This window comes from Parasphingorhabdus sp. (assembly GCF_048267785.1).
Taxonomy (GTDB): Bacteria; Pseudomonadota; Alphaproteobacteria; order Sphingomonadales; family Sphingomonadaceae; genus Parasphingorhabdus.
The window spans coordinates 131634-146388 of sequence record NZ_JBLWWU010000004.1 but is presented as its reverse complement, the minus strand read 5'-3'; the positions used below and the strand labels follow the sequence as shown (position 1 = coordinate 146388).

14 protein-coding genes are annotated in these 14755 nt (G+C 55.8%); 10 read left to right on the top strand and 4 right to left on the bottom strand.

Translation table 11 applies throughout. The features are described 5' to 3' along the window. Together ACN0VD_RS04960 and ACN0VD_RS04955 are read right to left on the bottom strand one after the other, a co-directional pair. Positions 1-2055 carry a hydantoinase/oxoprolinase family protein gene (locus ACN0VD_RS04960; protein ID WP_417592231.1) on the bottom strand — a complete coding sequence of 685 codons (2055 nt, stop codon included), beginning with the start codon at positions 2053-2055 and terminating at the stop codon, positions 1-3. A gap of 30 nt (positions 2056-2085) precedes the next feature. Beyond that, the gene (locus ACN0VD_RS04955) at positions 2086-3006 is read right to left on the bottom strand and encodes a hydroxymethylglutaryl-CoA lyase (protein ID WP_417592336.1); all 921 of its coding nucleotides are present in this window, start codon (positions 3004-3006) and stop codon (positions 2086-2088) included. A 64-nt stretch (positions 3007-3070) separates the two neighbouring features. Between ACN0VD_RS04955 and ACN0VD_RS04950 the strand changes: the two genes are divergently transcribed. Further along, positions 3071-4252 carry a CaiB/BaiF CoA transferase family protein gene (locus ACN0VD_RS04950; RefSeq protein WP_417592229.1) on the top strand — a complete coding sequence of 394 codons (1182 nt, stop codon included), beginning with the start codon at positions 3071-3073 and terminating at the stop codon, positions 4250-4252. A gap of 3 nt (positions 4253-4255) precedes the next feature. Here the strand turns inward: ACN0VD_RS04950 and ACN0VD_RS04945 are convergent, their stop codons facing one another. After that, positions 4256-5116, bottom strand: a complete 861-nt coding sequence (locus ACN0VD_RS04945; protein ID WP_417592227.1) for a GntR family transcriptional regulator — start codon at positions 5114-5116, stop codon at positions 4256-4258. On the opposite strand from ACN0VD_RS04945, the gene ACN0VD_RS04940 reads away from it, so the two are divergent. The 5 genes from ACN0VD_RS04940 to ACN0VD_RS04920 are packed head-to-tail and all read left to right on the top strand — an operon-like array spanning position 5081 to position 9877. Continuing rightward, the gene (locus ACN0VD_RS04940; RefSeq protein WP_417592225.1) at positions 5081-5791 is read left to right on the top strand and encodes an aspartate/glutamate racemase family protein; all 711 of its coding nucleotides are present in this window, start codon (positions 5081-5083) and stop codon (positions 5789-5791) included. The genes ACN0VD_RS04945 and ACN0VD_RS04940 overlap by 36 nt on opposite strands. Next, positions 5791-6222, top strand: coding sequence for a nuclear transport factor 2 family protein (locus ACN0VD_RS04935; RefSeq protein ID WP_417592223.1), 432 nt, complete (start codon positions 5791-5793; stop codon positions 6220-6222). Before ACN0VD_RS04940 ends, ACN0VD_RS04935 begins: the two co-directional genes overlap by 1 nt. Then, positions 6222-6620, top strand: a complete 399-nt coding sequence (locus ACN0VD_RS04930; protein WP_417592221.1) for a nuclear transport factor 2 family protein — start codon at positions 6222-6224, stop codon at positions 6618-6620. The genes ACN0VD_RS04935 and ACN0VD_RS04930 overlap by 1 nt, the downstream gene beginning before the upstream one ends. Positions 6621-6676: 56 nt before the next feature. Further along, positions 6677-9202 carry a TonB-dependent receptor gene (locus ACN0VD_RS04925; RefSeq protein WP_417592219.1) on the top strand — a complete coding sequence of 842 codons (2526 nt, stop codon included), beginning with the start codon at positions 6677-6679 and terminating at the stop codon, positions 9200-9202. 39 nt (positions 9203-9241) lie between these two features. After that, positions 9242-9877, top strand: coding sequence for an isochorismatase family protein (locus ACN0VD_RS04920; RefSeq protein WP_417592217.1), 636 nt, complete (start codon positions 9242-9244; stop codon positions 9875-9877). Between the two features lie 61 nt (positions 9878-9938). On the opposite strand, the gene ACN0VD_RS04915 is transcribed toward ACN0VD_RS04920, so the two are convergent. Continuing rightward, positions 9939-11051 (bottom strand): glycosyltransferase family 4 protein, encoded by a 1113-nt coding sequence (locus ACN0VD_RS04915; RefSeq protein ID WP_417592215.1) that lies wholly within the window; start codon positions 11049-11051, stop codon positions 9939-9941. A 214-nt stretch (positions 11052-11265) separates the two neighbouring features. Between ACN0VD_RS04915 and ACN0VD_RS04910 the strand changes: the two genes are divergently transcribed. The 4 genes from ACN0VD_RS04910 to ACN0VD_RS04895 all read left to right on the top strand — a co-directional run bounded on the left by ACN0VD_RS04910 (position 11266) and on the right by ACN0VD_RS04895 (position 14742). Beyond that, positions 11266-12246: a DUF1702 family protein gene (locus ACN0VD_RS04910; protein WP_417592213.1), complete on the top strand. Its 981-nt coding sequence runs from the start codon at positions 11266-11268 to the stop codon at positions 12244-12246. A 454-nt stretch (positions 12247-12700) separates the two neighbouring features. After that, on the top strand, positions 12701-13342 hold the full coding sequence (locus tag ACN0VD_RS04905) for a PepSY-associated TM helix domain-containing protein (protein WP_417592334.1): 642 nt from the start codon (positions 12701-12703) through the stop codon (positions 13340-13342). Between the two features lie 9 nt (positions 13343-13351). Beyond that, the gene (locus ACN0VD_RS04900) at positions 13352-13882 is read left to right on the top strand and encodes a DUF2271 domain-containing protein (RefSeq protein WP_417592211.1); all 531 of its coding nucleotides are present in this window, start codon (positions 13352-13354) and stop codon (positions 13880-13882) included. 38 nt (positions 13883-13920) lie between these two features. Then, complete coding sequence (locus tag ACN0VD_RS04895; RefSeq protein WP_417592209.1) at positions 13921-14742, top strand: DUF4198 domain-containing protein; 822 nt, start codon at positions 13921-13923, stop codon at positions 14740-14742. Positions 14743-14755 lie beyond the last annotated feature (13 nt).

Genomic DNA, 14755 nt, shown 5'->3' with positions numbered 1-14755 from the left:
TTACGCTCCTTCCATCAGGTTGATGATGAGATTGCCATGATCGTCGACCAGTGCCTCGCAGCCGCTATGGATCAATGTGGTCGAATCCATTTCGGTGACAATGGCCGGCCCCGGAACGCGATTACCGGCCTTTAGCAGGGCGCGATCATAGATTATGGCGTCTTGCATCTTGCCATCCATATAGAGCCGATGATCGCGGGTTTTGGCTCCTGCGGGATCGGGTCCCGCTTTGTCGATCACTGGCGGAGCGACATCGGCCGTCTTGCCAAGCGCGACCGCACGGACATTGACTATTTCATGGGGCGTCTCTTCCAGATTGAAAGTGAACAATCGTTCGTGCTCGGTGTCGAACCGCGCAACCAGGCTTTCCAGCGAAAGACCTTCCGGTTCCACCGACAGGGGAATTTCAAAGGCTTGCCCGGCGTAGCGGATATCGATTTCGTAGAGCAGTTCTATATCTTCCGGCGCGACATCCTCGGCCTGCAGCTCTTGTTTGACCTGTGCGCCGAGACTGTCGAGATAGGCGGTCAGTTCCCCGTCGCTGGTGTCTTGCACCATCTTGTTGAAGCTGCGCTGGGTTTCGACCCGCTGGCGGGTTGTCGCATCACCATAAGCGCAAAGGACGCCGGGTGCCGGCGGGATGACCACCGGCCAGCTGTTCATCAGCTTGCCCATTGCATTGGCATGAAGCGGACCCGCACCGCCAAAGCCCATCAGGGCAAAATCGCGCGGGTCATAACCTTGCTGGACCGACACCAGCCGCAGCGCACCAAACATATTCTCGTTCACAATGTCGATGATGCCCGCTGCTGCGTCCATCAGGTCAATGCCGAGGGCATCCGCGATCGTCTGCACCGCTTTCTGTGCGCCTTCGCGGTCGAGCTTGAAGCTTCCGCCAAGCAGGGATTCGGGGAGATAGCCGAGCACGACATTGGCATCGGTCACCGTCGGCAGTTCGCCGCCCTTGCCATAAGCCACGGGCCCAGGCTCGGCGCCAGCGCTTTCCGGCCCGACCCGTAGCGCCTTGGTTAGTTCGGGAACAAAGGCGATGGACCCGCCGCCCGCTCCCACGGTTTTGACATCAATCGAGGAGGCGCGAACATTCAGATCGCCGACCGATGTTTCCCGCTGCAGCCGCGCCGCGCCATTTTCGATCAGCGCGACATCGGTCGATGTGCCGCCCATATCGAGGGTCAGCACATTGGTGACTCTGGCACTTTTTGCGACCCACACCGCGCCTGCAACGCCGCCAGCCGGCCCTGACATCAGCAGATTGACCGGTGCCTCTGCGCTTTTCTCGGCAGACATCAATCCGCCATCGGAGCGCAGCAGGTTGAGTTTCGCCTTGCTGCCCCAGGCCTTCAGCTCTTTTTCCAGATTGCCGACATAGCGGGCCACTGCGGGACGCACCGCGCTGTTCGCAACGGTGGTGAGCGTGCGTTCATATTCCTGCATCTCGGGCAATATGTCCGATGAGATCGAAATCGGGATGTCGGGGAAAACCTCTGCACAAATCGCCGCGACGGCCTTTTCATGACGGCCATCGACATAGCTGTTCATCAGGCAGATGGTGAGTGCCTCGATCTCTTCGTCCGCTTTCAACTTTTCTAGTCGGGCACGCATTTCCGGCTCATTCAGTTCTTGAACGGTATTCCCTTTGGCATCCATTCGCTCGGGTGCTTCAATCGTCCGCTCCAGGGCCGCCATCGGTTCGGGCTTGGGCCAGATGATCCACGCCGCCAAGCCGCCGGGAACAAGGCTGCGGGCAATCTGCATGACGTGACGATAGCCTTCGGTGACGACCAGTCCGACCTTGGCGATTTTCTTTTCTAGCACCGCATTGGTGGCGACCGTCGTGCCGTGCAGGAACAGATCGATTTCTTCCGGCGTTATATTCTGACGCTCGCAGAGCCCTCTTGCACCATGGATCACAGCCTGTGAGGGGTCGCCGGGTGTCGATGGCACCTTGTCCCGGAACGTTTGCCCGGAGGCTTCGTCAATCAGTAGCAGATCGGTAAAAGTTCCGCCGACGTCGACACCCAATCGATATCCCATATTTCAATCTTTCTGTTGTAACACTGTCATTCAGGCTTCGGCCCTTGCAACCAGAGACGGGAGCGGACGGCCAAGCACGCCTTCAAACCATTGGTTGGTGATAATGGTCTTGCGCAGATCAAGATCATGTTCGACGCTGGAACGGTCGAGCAGATTGACCAGATCTTCGGTCGCGATATTGCCGGTGGCATTTGGCGCAAAAGGGCACCCGCCGAGGCCACCGAGGCTGGAATCGAGCGTCTGTACGCCTGCCTGAACCGCGGCCCAGGCATTGGCGATCCCCGTGTTGCGGGTGTCATGAAAATGCGCGCGCATCGTGATGTGGTCGGGCAATATTTCCTTAAGCCGTCCGAACAGGTCGGTAACCTGTGCCGGCACGCCAACACCGATTGTGTCTGCAAGCGCAATTTCCAGCGGTTCTTCGGCCGCCATTTCTTCTGCTATATGGACTACTGTTTCCGGTTTGACCGGGCCTTCGAAGGGACAGCCGAAGGCCGCAGAGATGGTGACCTGTGCTTTGAGTCCCTCTGCCTTGGCAAAGCGGATCATCTCGCGATTTTCCTTGATGCCCTGTTTGATAGTCTGACCCTGATTCTTCTGTCCGAACGTGTCGCTTGCAACCACGACACAACCGGCTTCGTCGATTCCGCGCTTGTTGCCTTCCCGCGTGGCGAGGCCGCGCAGCACGCCGCGCTTGTTCAGGCAAAGGCCGATATAGGAAACATCGTCGCGGTCGGGCAGTCCGGCGATAACCGCTTCAGCATCGGCCATTTGCGGGACGCGCCCCGGATGGACAAAGCTGGCCACTTCGATCCGCTTCGACCCGGCATCAAGCATGCGCGTTATAAGGCCCAGCTTATCCGCCGTCGAAATGACTTCGGATTCATTCTGCAAGCCGTCGCGCGGACCAACTTCCAGGATATTGATAAAGGCTGGAGTTCTTTGTGCCATTAAATTTGTATACAATTATGATACTCCTTTGTATAGAAGAAAGGATGATGCGGGAGTATTTTTCATGACGCAAGGGGCATTGGCAGGATTACGGCTGATCGAGATGGGGCAGTTGATTGCGGGGCCGTTCTGTGGCCAATTGATGGGCGATCATGGAGCAGAAGTGATCAAGATCGAGCCACCCAAAGTTGGCGATGCGATGCGCAGTTGGGGGCAGGGAATTCCGCTCTGGTTCTCGGTTGTCGGCCGCAACAAGAAGTCGATCACGCTCAATTTGCGCGAGAAAGAGGGCCAGGAAATTGTCAAGAAACTGGTTGAGAAGTCAGATTTCCTGCTGGAAAATTTTCGCGCAGGTACGATGGAAAAATGGGGTCTCGATTATGAAACCCTGAGCGCGATCAACAAGGGGCTGATCATGATTCGCGTGTCGGGCTACGGCCAGACCGGCCCCTATTCGCACCGCGCCGGCTATGGCGGTATTGGCGAAGCGATGGGCGGGATGCGCTATATCATGGGCGAGCCCGACCGGCCGCCGAGCCGCGCCGGGCTTTCCATTGGTGATTCGCTGGCCGCAACCTATGCCTGTCTCGGCGGACTGATGGCGCTGGAACACCGCCACAAGACCGGCGAAGGCCAGGTCGTCGACTCGGCCATTTATGAAGCGGTGTTGGCGAACATGGAATCTACCGTCGCGGAATATACGGTCGCGGGGCATATCCGCGAGCGCACCGGCTCCATCCTCCCCAAAATCGCGCCGTCAAACGTCTATCCGACGAGCGATGGCAGCGTGTTGATCGGTGGCAATCAGGACAGCGTCTGGAAACGGATGGCGACGATGATGGGGCGTCCGGAACTCGGCGAAGATCCGCGGTATGCCACGCATGTCGCGCGCGGCGACCATCAAGCCGAACTTGATGAGCTGATTGCGGCATGGAGCAAGACCATATCGAGCAAGAAACTGCTCGATATGTGCGAGGAGCACGGTGTTCCGGCGGGCAATGTCTATCGGGCGCCGGAAATGCTGGAGGATCCGCATTTCAAGGCGCGCGAGGCGTTGGTGGAAGTGGATCATCCGCAGTATGAGAATTTCGTCATGCAGAATGTCGCGCCCAAATTATCCAAAACCCCCGGGCATATCGACAGCGTTGGCCCGGACCTGGGGGCGCATAATGAAGTGATTTATGGCGAATTGCTTGGCATGGACAGCGCGAAAATGGCCGATCTGCAGGATCGCGGTATCATCTGAGGCTCAGTCGTCGATTGCGGCAGCGGTGGCACTTTTAAAGCTGTGAAATGCGCGGCGGATGTGGCTGGTCATGATCGCGCATGCCCAATTTTCGTCTTTGGCGGCAAAGGCGGCTATCAGTTCTTCATGATCCGAGCTGGACTGCATAAGGTCAACTTGTGAAAATTGATTGGCGGTTCGGCGCAGCACGGGTTGTTCTATCAGTGCTGGCAAAAGTTTGCTGAGTCGCGCTGATTGCGCGCGCGCCAGGATCAAGTCATGGAACTGCCGGTTGGTATCCAGAAAGGTTGCAATATCAGGTGTTTCCCGGCTGACAGCCCGGGTGAGCTGCTCGTTAATGTCTCGCAACTGCCCAAGGCTTTCTGCGTCCATTCGCTGTGCGGCCCGCTCTGCAGCGTGGGATTCCAGCATCGCTCGCAACGTGAACATTTCGTCGATTTCGTCATCTGACCAGTCGGCAACGGAGAGTCGTTTGGAGGCGCTTCGTACCAACAGCAGCTCATTTTCCAGCCGCCGGACCGCATCGCGCACGGGCGTGCGCGACACTCCGCATATCTCGGAGAGCTTTTCTTCGGTCAACTGCATACCCGGGCTAACTTCGCCGGACAGAATGAAGCTGCGGATTTTTCTATAAGCGATGTCAGACGCGCGGCTCATCCTTGGGCTATTGGCGCAATAAAAGACGTTGGGCAAGTGCTGAGGCGAGCCATCCGTTTTTGCTTGACGGATCATAATTGTATACAATACAACATGCGCAGGGAGATTTTCTATGACTGCGCCCGAATTCGAATCGCCATGAAGCGGATAAAGGTCATTGTTCCGATTCCTATGGATGAGGCGGGCGTTGCTGCCCGTGCCGGACAACTTCCTGCCGACTTTGTGCGCGCCGGCTTCCAGCCGGAATTTGTTGCGGTCCCGTGGGGCGCTGCCTTGGGAGACAGTTATCACGACACTTTGTTGATGGACTGGACCGTCTTTCAGGCTGGCATCAACGCCGAAAAAGAAGGTTATTCCGGCGTTCTGATCGACACGGTCAGTGACAGCGGCCTGCGCGCGCTACGTTCGCGGCTCGATATTCCGGTCATCGGTCCCGGCGAAGCGGCTTTTGCGGCGGCGATGATGCTGGGCAAGAAGTTCACGGTGCTGACCATGTGGCCGGAATGGTTCCCGCTCTACGAAAAGACGCTGACCGAATATGGCTGGTGGGACCGGGTCGCCTCGCTGCGTTCAATCGATACCCGTCCCGATGTCACCGAATTGCTGGCCGGCAAGGAGGAGGTGATTTTCGACAAGCTCAAGGCAGAGGCGACGCTGGCGATGGAAGAGGACGGTGCAGACGTGATCGTCCTCGGTTCGACCACCATGCATCAGTCAGCCAGATATCTTGATGACAATCTGCCGATCCCGGTGCTCAACCCGGGCCAGATTGCCTATAAATTTCTGGAAACCCTTATCGAACTGGGGCTCTCGCACAGCAAGAAAGCATTTCCTGCCCCCGAAGTGCCCAAGGATGAAGATATCAGAAAGGGATGGTATTGATGGCTGACTGGACCCCCGGCATGGCAGGCCAAGTGTCCCTGCCCTATCCATTTTATATCGACATCGTGACCAAGCGCTATTTCGACGGCGTCGATAACAAGAATATGACGCAAGTCCTCAACTGTTTCGCTCCTGATGCGATCCTGCACGAAGCCACATCCGACACGACCCATAACGGTCGTGATGCGATCCGCGCGATGTTTGAAAAGCTGTTCGCGGATTTTGAACAGATCTGGCACGGCAATTTTGTGCATAGTGCCGACCCGCAAACAAATGCGGTCTGTTCGCAGTTCACCGTGTTGATCACGCCCAATGGCGGCGAGCAGTTGCGTTACGAAAATTGCAACCGCTTCTACTGCAAGGACCGGCTGTTTCAGCATGTCACAGTCTATATGAGTGGGGACAATCTGCTGAAAGAGGGAGACGCCTGATGCAATATGAGCCCGGCCTTTCCCGTTCGGAACTGATCGAACTGGCGACACAAACCTATTTCGCCAATGTCGACGCCAAGAATATGGAGGCGGCTCTGGCCTGCTTCCACGACGAAGCCTTGTTCTGCGTCCAGACCAGTTTCACGCGGCATAGCGGCAAAGCGGAAATCCGTCGGATGTTCGAGGATTTCTTCGGTGCATATGAAACCATCGTTCACCGCAATTTCACCTGTACGGTGGACGAGGCCAACGGCCGTATTGCCGCTTCCTTTGTCGCCGAACTGACCGATGCTGATGGCGGGGTCACTTTATTGAACAACACCAATTTCTGGAGGATTCGGGACGGAAAGTTTCAGGAAGTTTACGTTTATATGAGTGGAGCCAACGTGCTCGTCTAAATTTGTTCGACGGGTCGAAAAGGCCTGCGAACCATATCATTCAGGGAAGGTATAAAATGCAGAATATCAAAACGGCACTGTCACTTTCAGTCGGTTTCGTCGCGCTGGTCGGTTTCAATCCGGCGCTGGCCCAGATTGGCGCCGAACAGCAAGCGGGTGAAAGCAGGGACAGCAATGTCATCATCGTGACCGCACGGCGACAGGACGAATTACTCGCCGAGGTTCCTGCATCGGTCACCGTGTTTACCGAAGATATGCTCGACCGCACCGGCGTCCAGCAGGCCGATGAATTTGTTCAGCTCACCGCAGGCGTGACGATAGTCAGTGGTACCGCGGAAGCAGGTGATACCCAGATAAACATTCGCGGTATCAATGGCGCGCGCGACGCGGAAAGCTCGGTTGCACTGGTGGTGGATGGCATTCTCAAGACCAACACCGCCCAACTCAATCAGGATCAGGGTACGTTGCGCCAGATCGAAATATTGAAAGGTCCGCAAGGCGCTCTTTACGGTCGCAACGCTGCAGCAGGCGCAATCGTCATCCAGACACTCAAGCCCGGCGATATTCTGGAAGGCGGAATCAAGCTTAGCGCCGCAGAGGATAATACGTACAAGGCATCCGGTTATATTTCGACACCGGTCGGCGATCGCGCCGGATTGGTGCTGTCGGCATCCTATAACACCACCGACGGCTTTTACCGTAACAGCTTCCTGAACAATGCAAAGGTGGTTGATGATCAGGAAACATGGTCGGTCGACGGGCGATTTATCGCTGAATTGGGCGATTCTACAGAAGTGGATGTGAAAGCGCGCTACGCCGATCTTTCTGGGGCCTCGATCAATTTCAACACAGCGTTTCATCTCCCGAATTTTGCCGGCGTCGATCCTGCCTTTTTTGAAGATGTGAACGATCACCGGTTCGGCTATTATTCAAATATCCGCCCGACCAATGACCAGACCACGTTCGAGACGTCGGTCAAGCTGACGCATGAATTTGATGCCATGACACTGACCGCCTGGGCCCTGTACAGCGATGTTGATCAATCGTTGACTGCGGACGGCACCTCGGCAGATTTTGCGCGCTACACTTTCCCCGGTGCCACACCGGCATCCGTGGCGGCATCCAACAGCTGCTTTGCTTCCACCGCACAGTTGACCGGATATCCGCTCAATGCGCCGACCTTTGTCGGCAATAATCCGATCCCGTTCATCTTTGACCCGGTCAACGGCTCTACCCTTGGCGCATATAGCCCGACCACCTGCGACGGTACCCAGTATCAGATCCGCGAACAGACTGATATCAGCGCGGAAATTCGGCTGGCATCCAATGGTGACGGACCGCTGGCCTGGCAGATTGGCGCCTATTATCTGAACATTGACCGCGATGTCGGCGTCAGTCTCGGTGCCGATCTCGGGCAGGGGGTCATCAGGCAATTGTACAATGACCCGAACAGCAGCAACCCGACCTCGCAGCTCTTTTCCGACAATTTCAACACCAATGTCTACGCCGCCTTTGGTTCGCTTGATTATGAAGTCGCCGACAATTTCAATGTCAGTCTGGCTTTGCGCTATGATGTCGAGCAGCGGGAGGTCTCCAGCCGGGTGCCAGTGGTGACCGATCCGATCACCGGTGGTCCGATCAACCCGGGGCAGGCTTTTGGCGCGATCCCGGACCAGGAGGAAACCTTCAAGGAACTGCAGCCGAAACTCTCGCTGCGCTATGGTCTGACCGACGATCTCAATTTTTACGCCAACTGGGGTATCGGTTTCAAATCCGGCGGCTTCAACAATCAGGGATCAGCCGCTATTGTTGATCAGAATTTCAACCAGTTTCTTGGCACCAACGTGCTGATCAACGATATTTTTCGCAAGGAAACATCGAGCGCGTTCGAGGCCGGATTCAAGGGGTCGGCTGCCAATGGCGCAATAACTTTCGATCTGGCGGGCTATTATACCAAAGTCGATGACATGCAATTCTTCGAATTTTTCGTTGGCGCCTTTGGTTTGCTCAGGGTTGTTTCCAATATCGACAAGGTCGACATTTACGGGCTCGAATTCAATGCCAATGCAGAGATTGTCGAGGGGTGGGATATTTTCGGTTCGGTCAATGTCACCGAAAGCGAAATCAAGGCCAATGCTTCCCGTCCCTATACGGTCGGCAACAAGTCGCCGCATACGGCAGACTATACGATCAATCTGGGCACCCAGATGGTTGCCCCCGTTGCGAGCAGTTTTGATCTCGTAATGCGCGCTGATTATCGGATCACCGGTCCGACGTGGTTCCATACGGTTCAGGAAGATGTCGGGCCAACACTGTTCAGCGGTCTGTTGCCCGGTTCGGCGTTGGCGCTGCCGGCCTTTGTCGGGGATGGCGATATGTCGATCACCCGGCGCAAGGCCTTTGGCGTGCTGGATCTCCGTTTTGGACTGGAAGGGGATAATTGGAACATCACTGCCTTTGCCGACAATCTCCTTGACGAGCATTATCTCAACGACGTGATTACCGCGGTTGAATTTGGCGGATCCTTCGTTTCACCCGGTGGCTTGCGCCGCTTCGGTGTCGAGGTCGGATATAAGTTCTGATGATTGCGCCGTCTTGCGACGGCGTATATCGTACTGGTCATGACCGATGATGCAGATGATAATTATGCCGGCGTTTTTGACGGCGGCCTCGGTTTTGGCCGCAAGCCGGCGCTAATTCTGGTTGATTTTGTCGAAGCCTATTTTGACAAAAGTTGTGCGCTATATGCTGGAGTCGAGAAGACGCTGGAGCACGCGATCGCGTTGCGCGATGCGGCGCGGGGGGCCGGGATTTTGGTTGTCTACACCAATGTGGCTTATGCGCCGTCACTGATTGACGGGGGCCGGTTTGCGCAAAAAGTGGCGCCGCTGGCCAATTTTGTCACCGGCCATCCGATGGGAGCCTGGCCAGAGGGGCTTGTCCCGGCTGAGAATGAGCTGGTCATCTCCAAACAATATCCCAGTGCCTTTTTCGGTACTTCGCTGGCATCGACCCTGACCGCCAATGGTAATGACAGTTTGATCATCTCTGGCCTGACAACCAGTGGCTGCGTGCGCGCGACCTGTGTCGACTGCTGTTCTCATGGTTTCATTCCGATCATAGCCCGCCAATCCGTGGGGGACCGTCATGAAGGCCCCCACGAGGCGAATCTTTTCGATATGCAGGCAAAATATGCTGATGTGGTTCCTGACGCGCAGATCATCGACTATCTGGAAATTTTCGAAGGCCGCGCGTAGGCGGCCAGATTCCCCTTCATTCCTATTGTCCGGACGCCGCTGAGCGCGCAGACCGGCTCGTCTATATCCGTGTGGGCTCCGTCCTGGAAACGGGGAGGGCCGCGTCATCTATGAATAATTTTTCATAGATGTGTATCGTCTGCTCCGCGACTTTTTCCCATTGCGGAAAACGATTGCCATTCACCCGAAAAACATCTGGATTGGCGTGGGCCCGGTTGAGTGCACTGACCATGCTGTGCATATCATCAGGACTAAAATAATGTTTCGCGTTGAGCCGCAGATCGCGATTTTCCGGAAGATCGCTCAACAGGACTGGACAACCGAAGCTAATCGCTTCGAGCAGGGTATTGGAATGGCCTTCGCGGATCGACGGATTCACAAAAAACCGCGCCCCTCGATAAAGCGGGGCGAGACTGGATCGTGGCAAACTGCCCAGCATCACGATCCGGTCATCGCCCAGCGCCTCGATTTGTTTGCGCCGCGCACATTTGTCCCATTGGCCAACGATTACCAACTGCATTTTGGGGTGGCTTTTGACGAAGACGCGAAAGGCAGAAATCAGACTGTGTATATTCTTTTGATGGGGTATCTGGCCGACAAACAGGATATAATCCCCGCTGATTTGCGTGTTTGCGCGTGCGGGGAGACTTTCGGGCCGGTCGAGCGCGTTGCCGACGATATGAATATCTTGCCGGATGCCCGAAGTACGCAATTTTTTTGCCAAGGCAGGCGTAACAGCAATGATACTGTCCGCCCAGCGCAATTGATATCTGGCGCATCGCATGAGCAGCTTTCCGGCCCGGCTCCATGGGCGTTGGTGACAGTCAGTGCCCAAGCGCACAACAATTTTGCAGCCGATCAGCTTGTAGGCCCACAGCAATAATGCCGGCTCCAGTCCTGCGAGATGGACAATATCCGGACGCATGCGGACCGCTTTGAACCAGGTGAAGAGCGCGGAGACCAGTGCATCGATTTTACCGAACCCGGGCGTTGGGGCGGCCCACAGTGAAACGCCGCGATAATGGCTGGTTTGAATATATGGTTTCCATCCTGCAACGCATACTTTCCAGCCCTGTTCGGCGACGAGCGGAAAGAGGCTTTCTGCATTTTTTTCGACGCCGCCTTCGACATCTGGGATACCGCGCGCACCAACGACCAATATCGATTTCATCATCCCTCCCTCTCGTTGGTGCTATAATTTCAGGTTATATCACGCCAGGTAGGTTAACAAATTCAACCATGACATGACCGGTTGGCCGGTTAAGACAAATATTAGCGTTAACATCGGGAAGTTGACCCGTGCGGATCGATGAAGATATTTTTGCGGGAAATCTTCGATTGGGCTATGGGGAGGCGAACAAGACACGATATAAGTGGGGCAACGAACAATGAGCGGGATGCGCCATAAGGACATGTCGGGGGATAATACCGATCAGCTGAAGCCATTGCCGACTTTTCTGCGGAAATTTCTGGTACTTGACCCCAGTCGCGTGGAATTTCGCGTCCGCGGGTTCGATCTCGCGGAAAAAAGCCATGAGGAACGGCTGGAGGCCATCGGCAAGGCGTTCTTGCGCGGCTATAATCTGACGTTATCGGTCCGTTCCCTTGCTGCGTTCAGACAGGCACTGGAGCAGGAAGCTCCGTTTTTTCGCGGTTTTTTCATCGAGGGAGGTGCAATGGGGAGCGCCCTTGTGGATAGCCTTCCGTTTCGCCAGCCGATGCTGCCGCGTTATCTCGCCGAATTCAGAGCGCATTATCCGATGTTGGTGCACGCCGGTGTCGGTTTGACGATGTCGAAATTGCCATGGCGCGAAAAAGCAATATTGGCCGAGCTGGACCCGCTATATCGCTGGTTCGCTTATGATGGCTGCGGTTATCACAAGATGTATTTTGCACCGGAGAAAAGCCTGGCCAGTCCGACGTCGGGACTTAAAGGCTATGCATCCCGGGCTTATGATCAGGGTGCCGGGCGCGGTATCTGGTTTATCAGCGGTGCGTCTGTCGACAAGGCTGCCCAAACAATCGCGTCGATGGCGAGCGAACGCCAGAGGGATCTGTGGTTCGGTGTCGGATTTGCCATCTGCTATGCCGGGCCCGCTGGCTCCCCGGAGTTTAGAACCGCAAAAGCACTGGCGGGCGACCATGCTGCTGCTATGGCGTCCGGTGTTGCGCTGGCCTGTACGGCCCGTATGCAGGATCAGTCGATCTTGCCCGAAACGGAAGAGGCTATCACCGATTTGTGGGGTGTTTCTCCGAAAGCGCTGGCGGAGCAGGTCGATGCGGCGCGCATATCACTTCCCTCGTTCACGGCCGACAATGGATATGCGCTATGGCGTGATATAATCGCCGGGGACTTTGGCCGACGGTAAAGCCACTTTCCGCCAGCATCACTGGCCATAATTCTGGTGTCGCCCGCTCTTTTCTGCAGCGCCGAGCCATTCTGATTGCAGCCCAAGACCATATCCACGCCAGTGCCTGGCAGGACGGTAGCTTCGTCCGGCACCTGTTCGTTTGTTCCTGTTACAGGGGGGCATTGGAATATAGTCGTGATCGCTGTTGGACCATATGCGGCGGTCAGCAGAGCTGATCAAAAATCATTCAGATCATGCACTATTTTAATTACTATTGATTTTCATTCGCAATTGGGACAGATGCATGGCTTGTGAGACTGCCGCCGGGGTTTCTCAACGCCGGGTAAGGGGCGCCCTCCAATTTTTGCCAATCCTTGGGGCTTTGTAAATGAGTAGCACTGAAACCATCGTTTCTGAGACCGTCGCAGACCAACATCTGCATCGCCACTCTCCAGGCGATGCCCCCGAGAAGATTGCCCGTCCCCAGACCCCAAAACGGAAAAAACGCTTGTCGCCATTCTGGGCAAAGCAGCTTCATACATGGCATTGGATGAGTAGTGCGATATGCCTCATCGGAATGCTGCTCTTTGCGATCACAGGCATCACGCTTAATCATGCCGGCTCGATTGAGGGGCAAGTCAAAACCGAAACCGTGACCCGCGCCCTGGCGCCGGACCTCGCTGATTTTATGCGGGGCCATGATGGCGAAACAGATACTGTCGTCCCTGCGCCGCTTGCCGACTGGATAGTGCAGGAGTTTGGCGAAACTGTGACCGACCGACCGGCCGAGTGGAGCGATGACGAAGTTTATATCCCCTTGCCGCGCCCTGGCGGTGACGGCTGGATCGCCATAGATCGTGCGAATGGCACAGCGGAATATGAAACCACCGACCGTGGCTGGATTTCCTGGCTCAATGATCTCCATAAAGGCCGCGACACCGGTGCTGCTTGGTCATGGTTCATCGATATCTTTGCCGGTGCTTGCGTTATTTTTTGCCTGACGGGCTTCTTTCTGCTGCAGCTTCACGCGCGCCATCGCCCGTCGACATGGCCTATCGTTGGCGCAGGTCTGGTCATTCCGTTGCTGCTCATCACACTATTCATGCATAGTTAAAGGATAATCATGACTCGCTTTCCCCCCTTTAAATTCCTGTCTCTTGGCGGCGTAGTCCTGTCGGTCACAAGTCCGGCAATGGCTCAACAAATGACCGTCAGCTATGCGATCCCCCGCATGACCGTGGCTGAATATCACCGGCCTTACACCGCGATCTGGATCGAAGACGGTGCCGGCAAAGCAGTCACAACGCTCGAAGTTCGATATGATGTGGACCTCAAGGGCGAAGATGGCCGTAAATGGCTGGCCGACTTACGCGGTTGGTGGCGCAAGGCAGGCCGCAGCATGAAAATGCCGGCGCAGGGCGTAAGCGGCCCCACTCAAGCGCCCGGCACCCATCGTGTAACACTCAAAAATGGCCATAAGCCACTGGGAACGCTCAAAGCCGGTGCGTATAAATTGCGTGTCGAAGCTGCGCGGGAAGTGGGTGGCCGGGAAATGGTGACAATACCCTTCACATGGACTGGCAAAGGCAGCCTCAACCTTTCTGCAAAAGGCAAATCGGAACTGGGCGCTGTCAACCTCTCGATCAAACCCTGAAATCTCGTATTTTCCCTGAAAAACAAGGACTGAAGATTATGTCGATTAAAAGCAAACTTTCTGGCTTCGCCCTGCTCTTGCCGCTCATTGCAATGAGCGCGACACCCGCAGAAGCCCATCGTCGCTGGCTTTTGCCGTCTTCCACCGTCCTTTCGGGCGAATCCGAACTGGTAACGGTTGATGCTGCTGCATCGAACGAACTGTTCATTTTCGAACATCGCGCCCTTGGCCTGAACGATCTGACCGTGACCGGTCCTGATGGAAAGCCGGCAAAGACGGATATTATCGGATCCGGAAAATATCGTAGCAGCTTTGACCTGCCGCTCACACAGCAGGGAACCTACCGTATTGCTCTGGTCAGCAATGGCCTCGGGGGCTCCTATAAATTGGGCAATGAGCGCAAAAGATGGCGGGGTAAGCGGAGCGATCTTGCTACCGCCATTCCGGCAGAAGCCACGGATGTCAAAATTTCGCAAGTCGCGAGCCGAACCGAAACCTTCGCAACCCTGGGCGAGCCCACACTCACCGCGCTCGCGCCCACCAATATTGGTTTGGAACTCATCCCTGTTACCCACCCCAATGATCTGGTCGCCGGTGAGCCTGCCCAGTTCAAGTTCCTGCTTGATGGCAAACCGGCCGCTGGTCTGGAAATTGAATGGGTGCAGGGTGGCTCGCGCTATCGCGATACAGCTGGTGCCAGCAAATTGACAACCGATGCCAACGGCATGGTGGAGGTGGTAGCCCCTGAAGCGGGCATGTACTATCTCGAAGCCAGCAGCAGTTCGGACAATGTTACCGATCCGAAAATTCAAAGCAATCGCGCTTCATATACAGCGGTTCTAGAATTCTTGCCGCTTTGAATCCTGTCAGGTC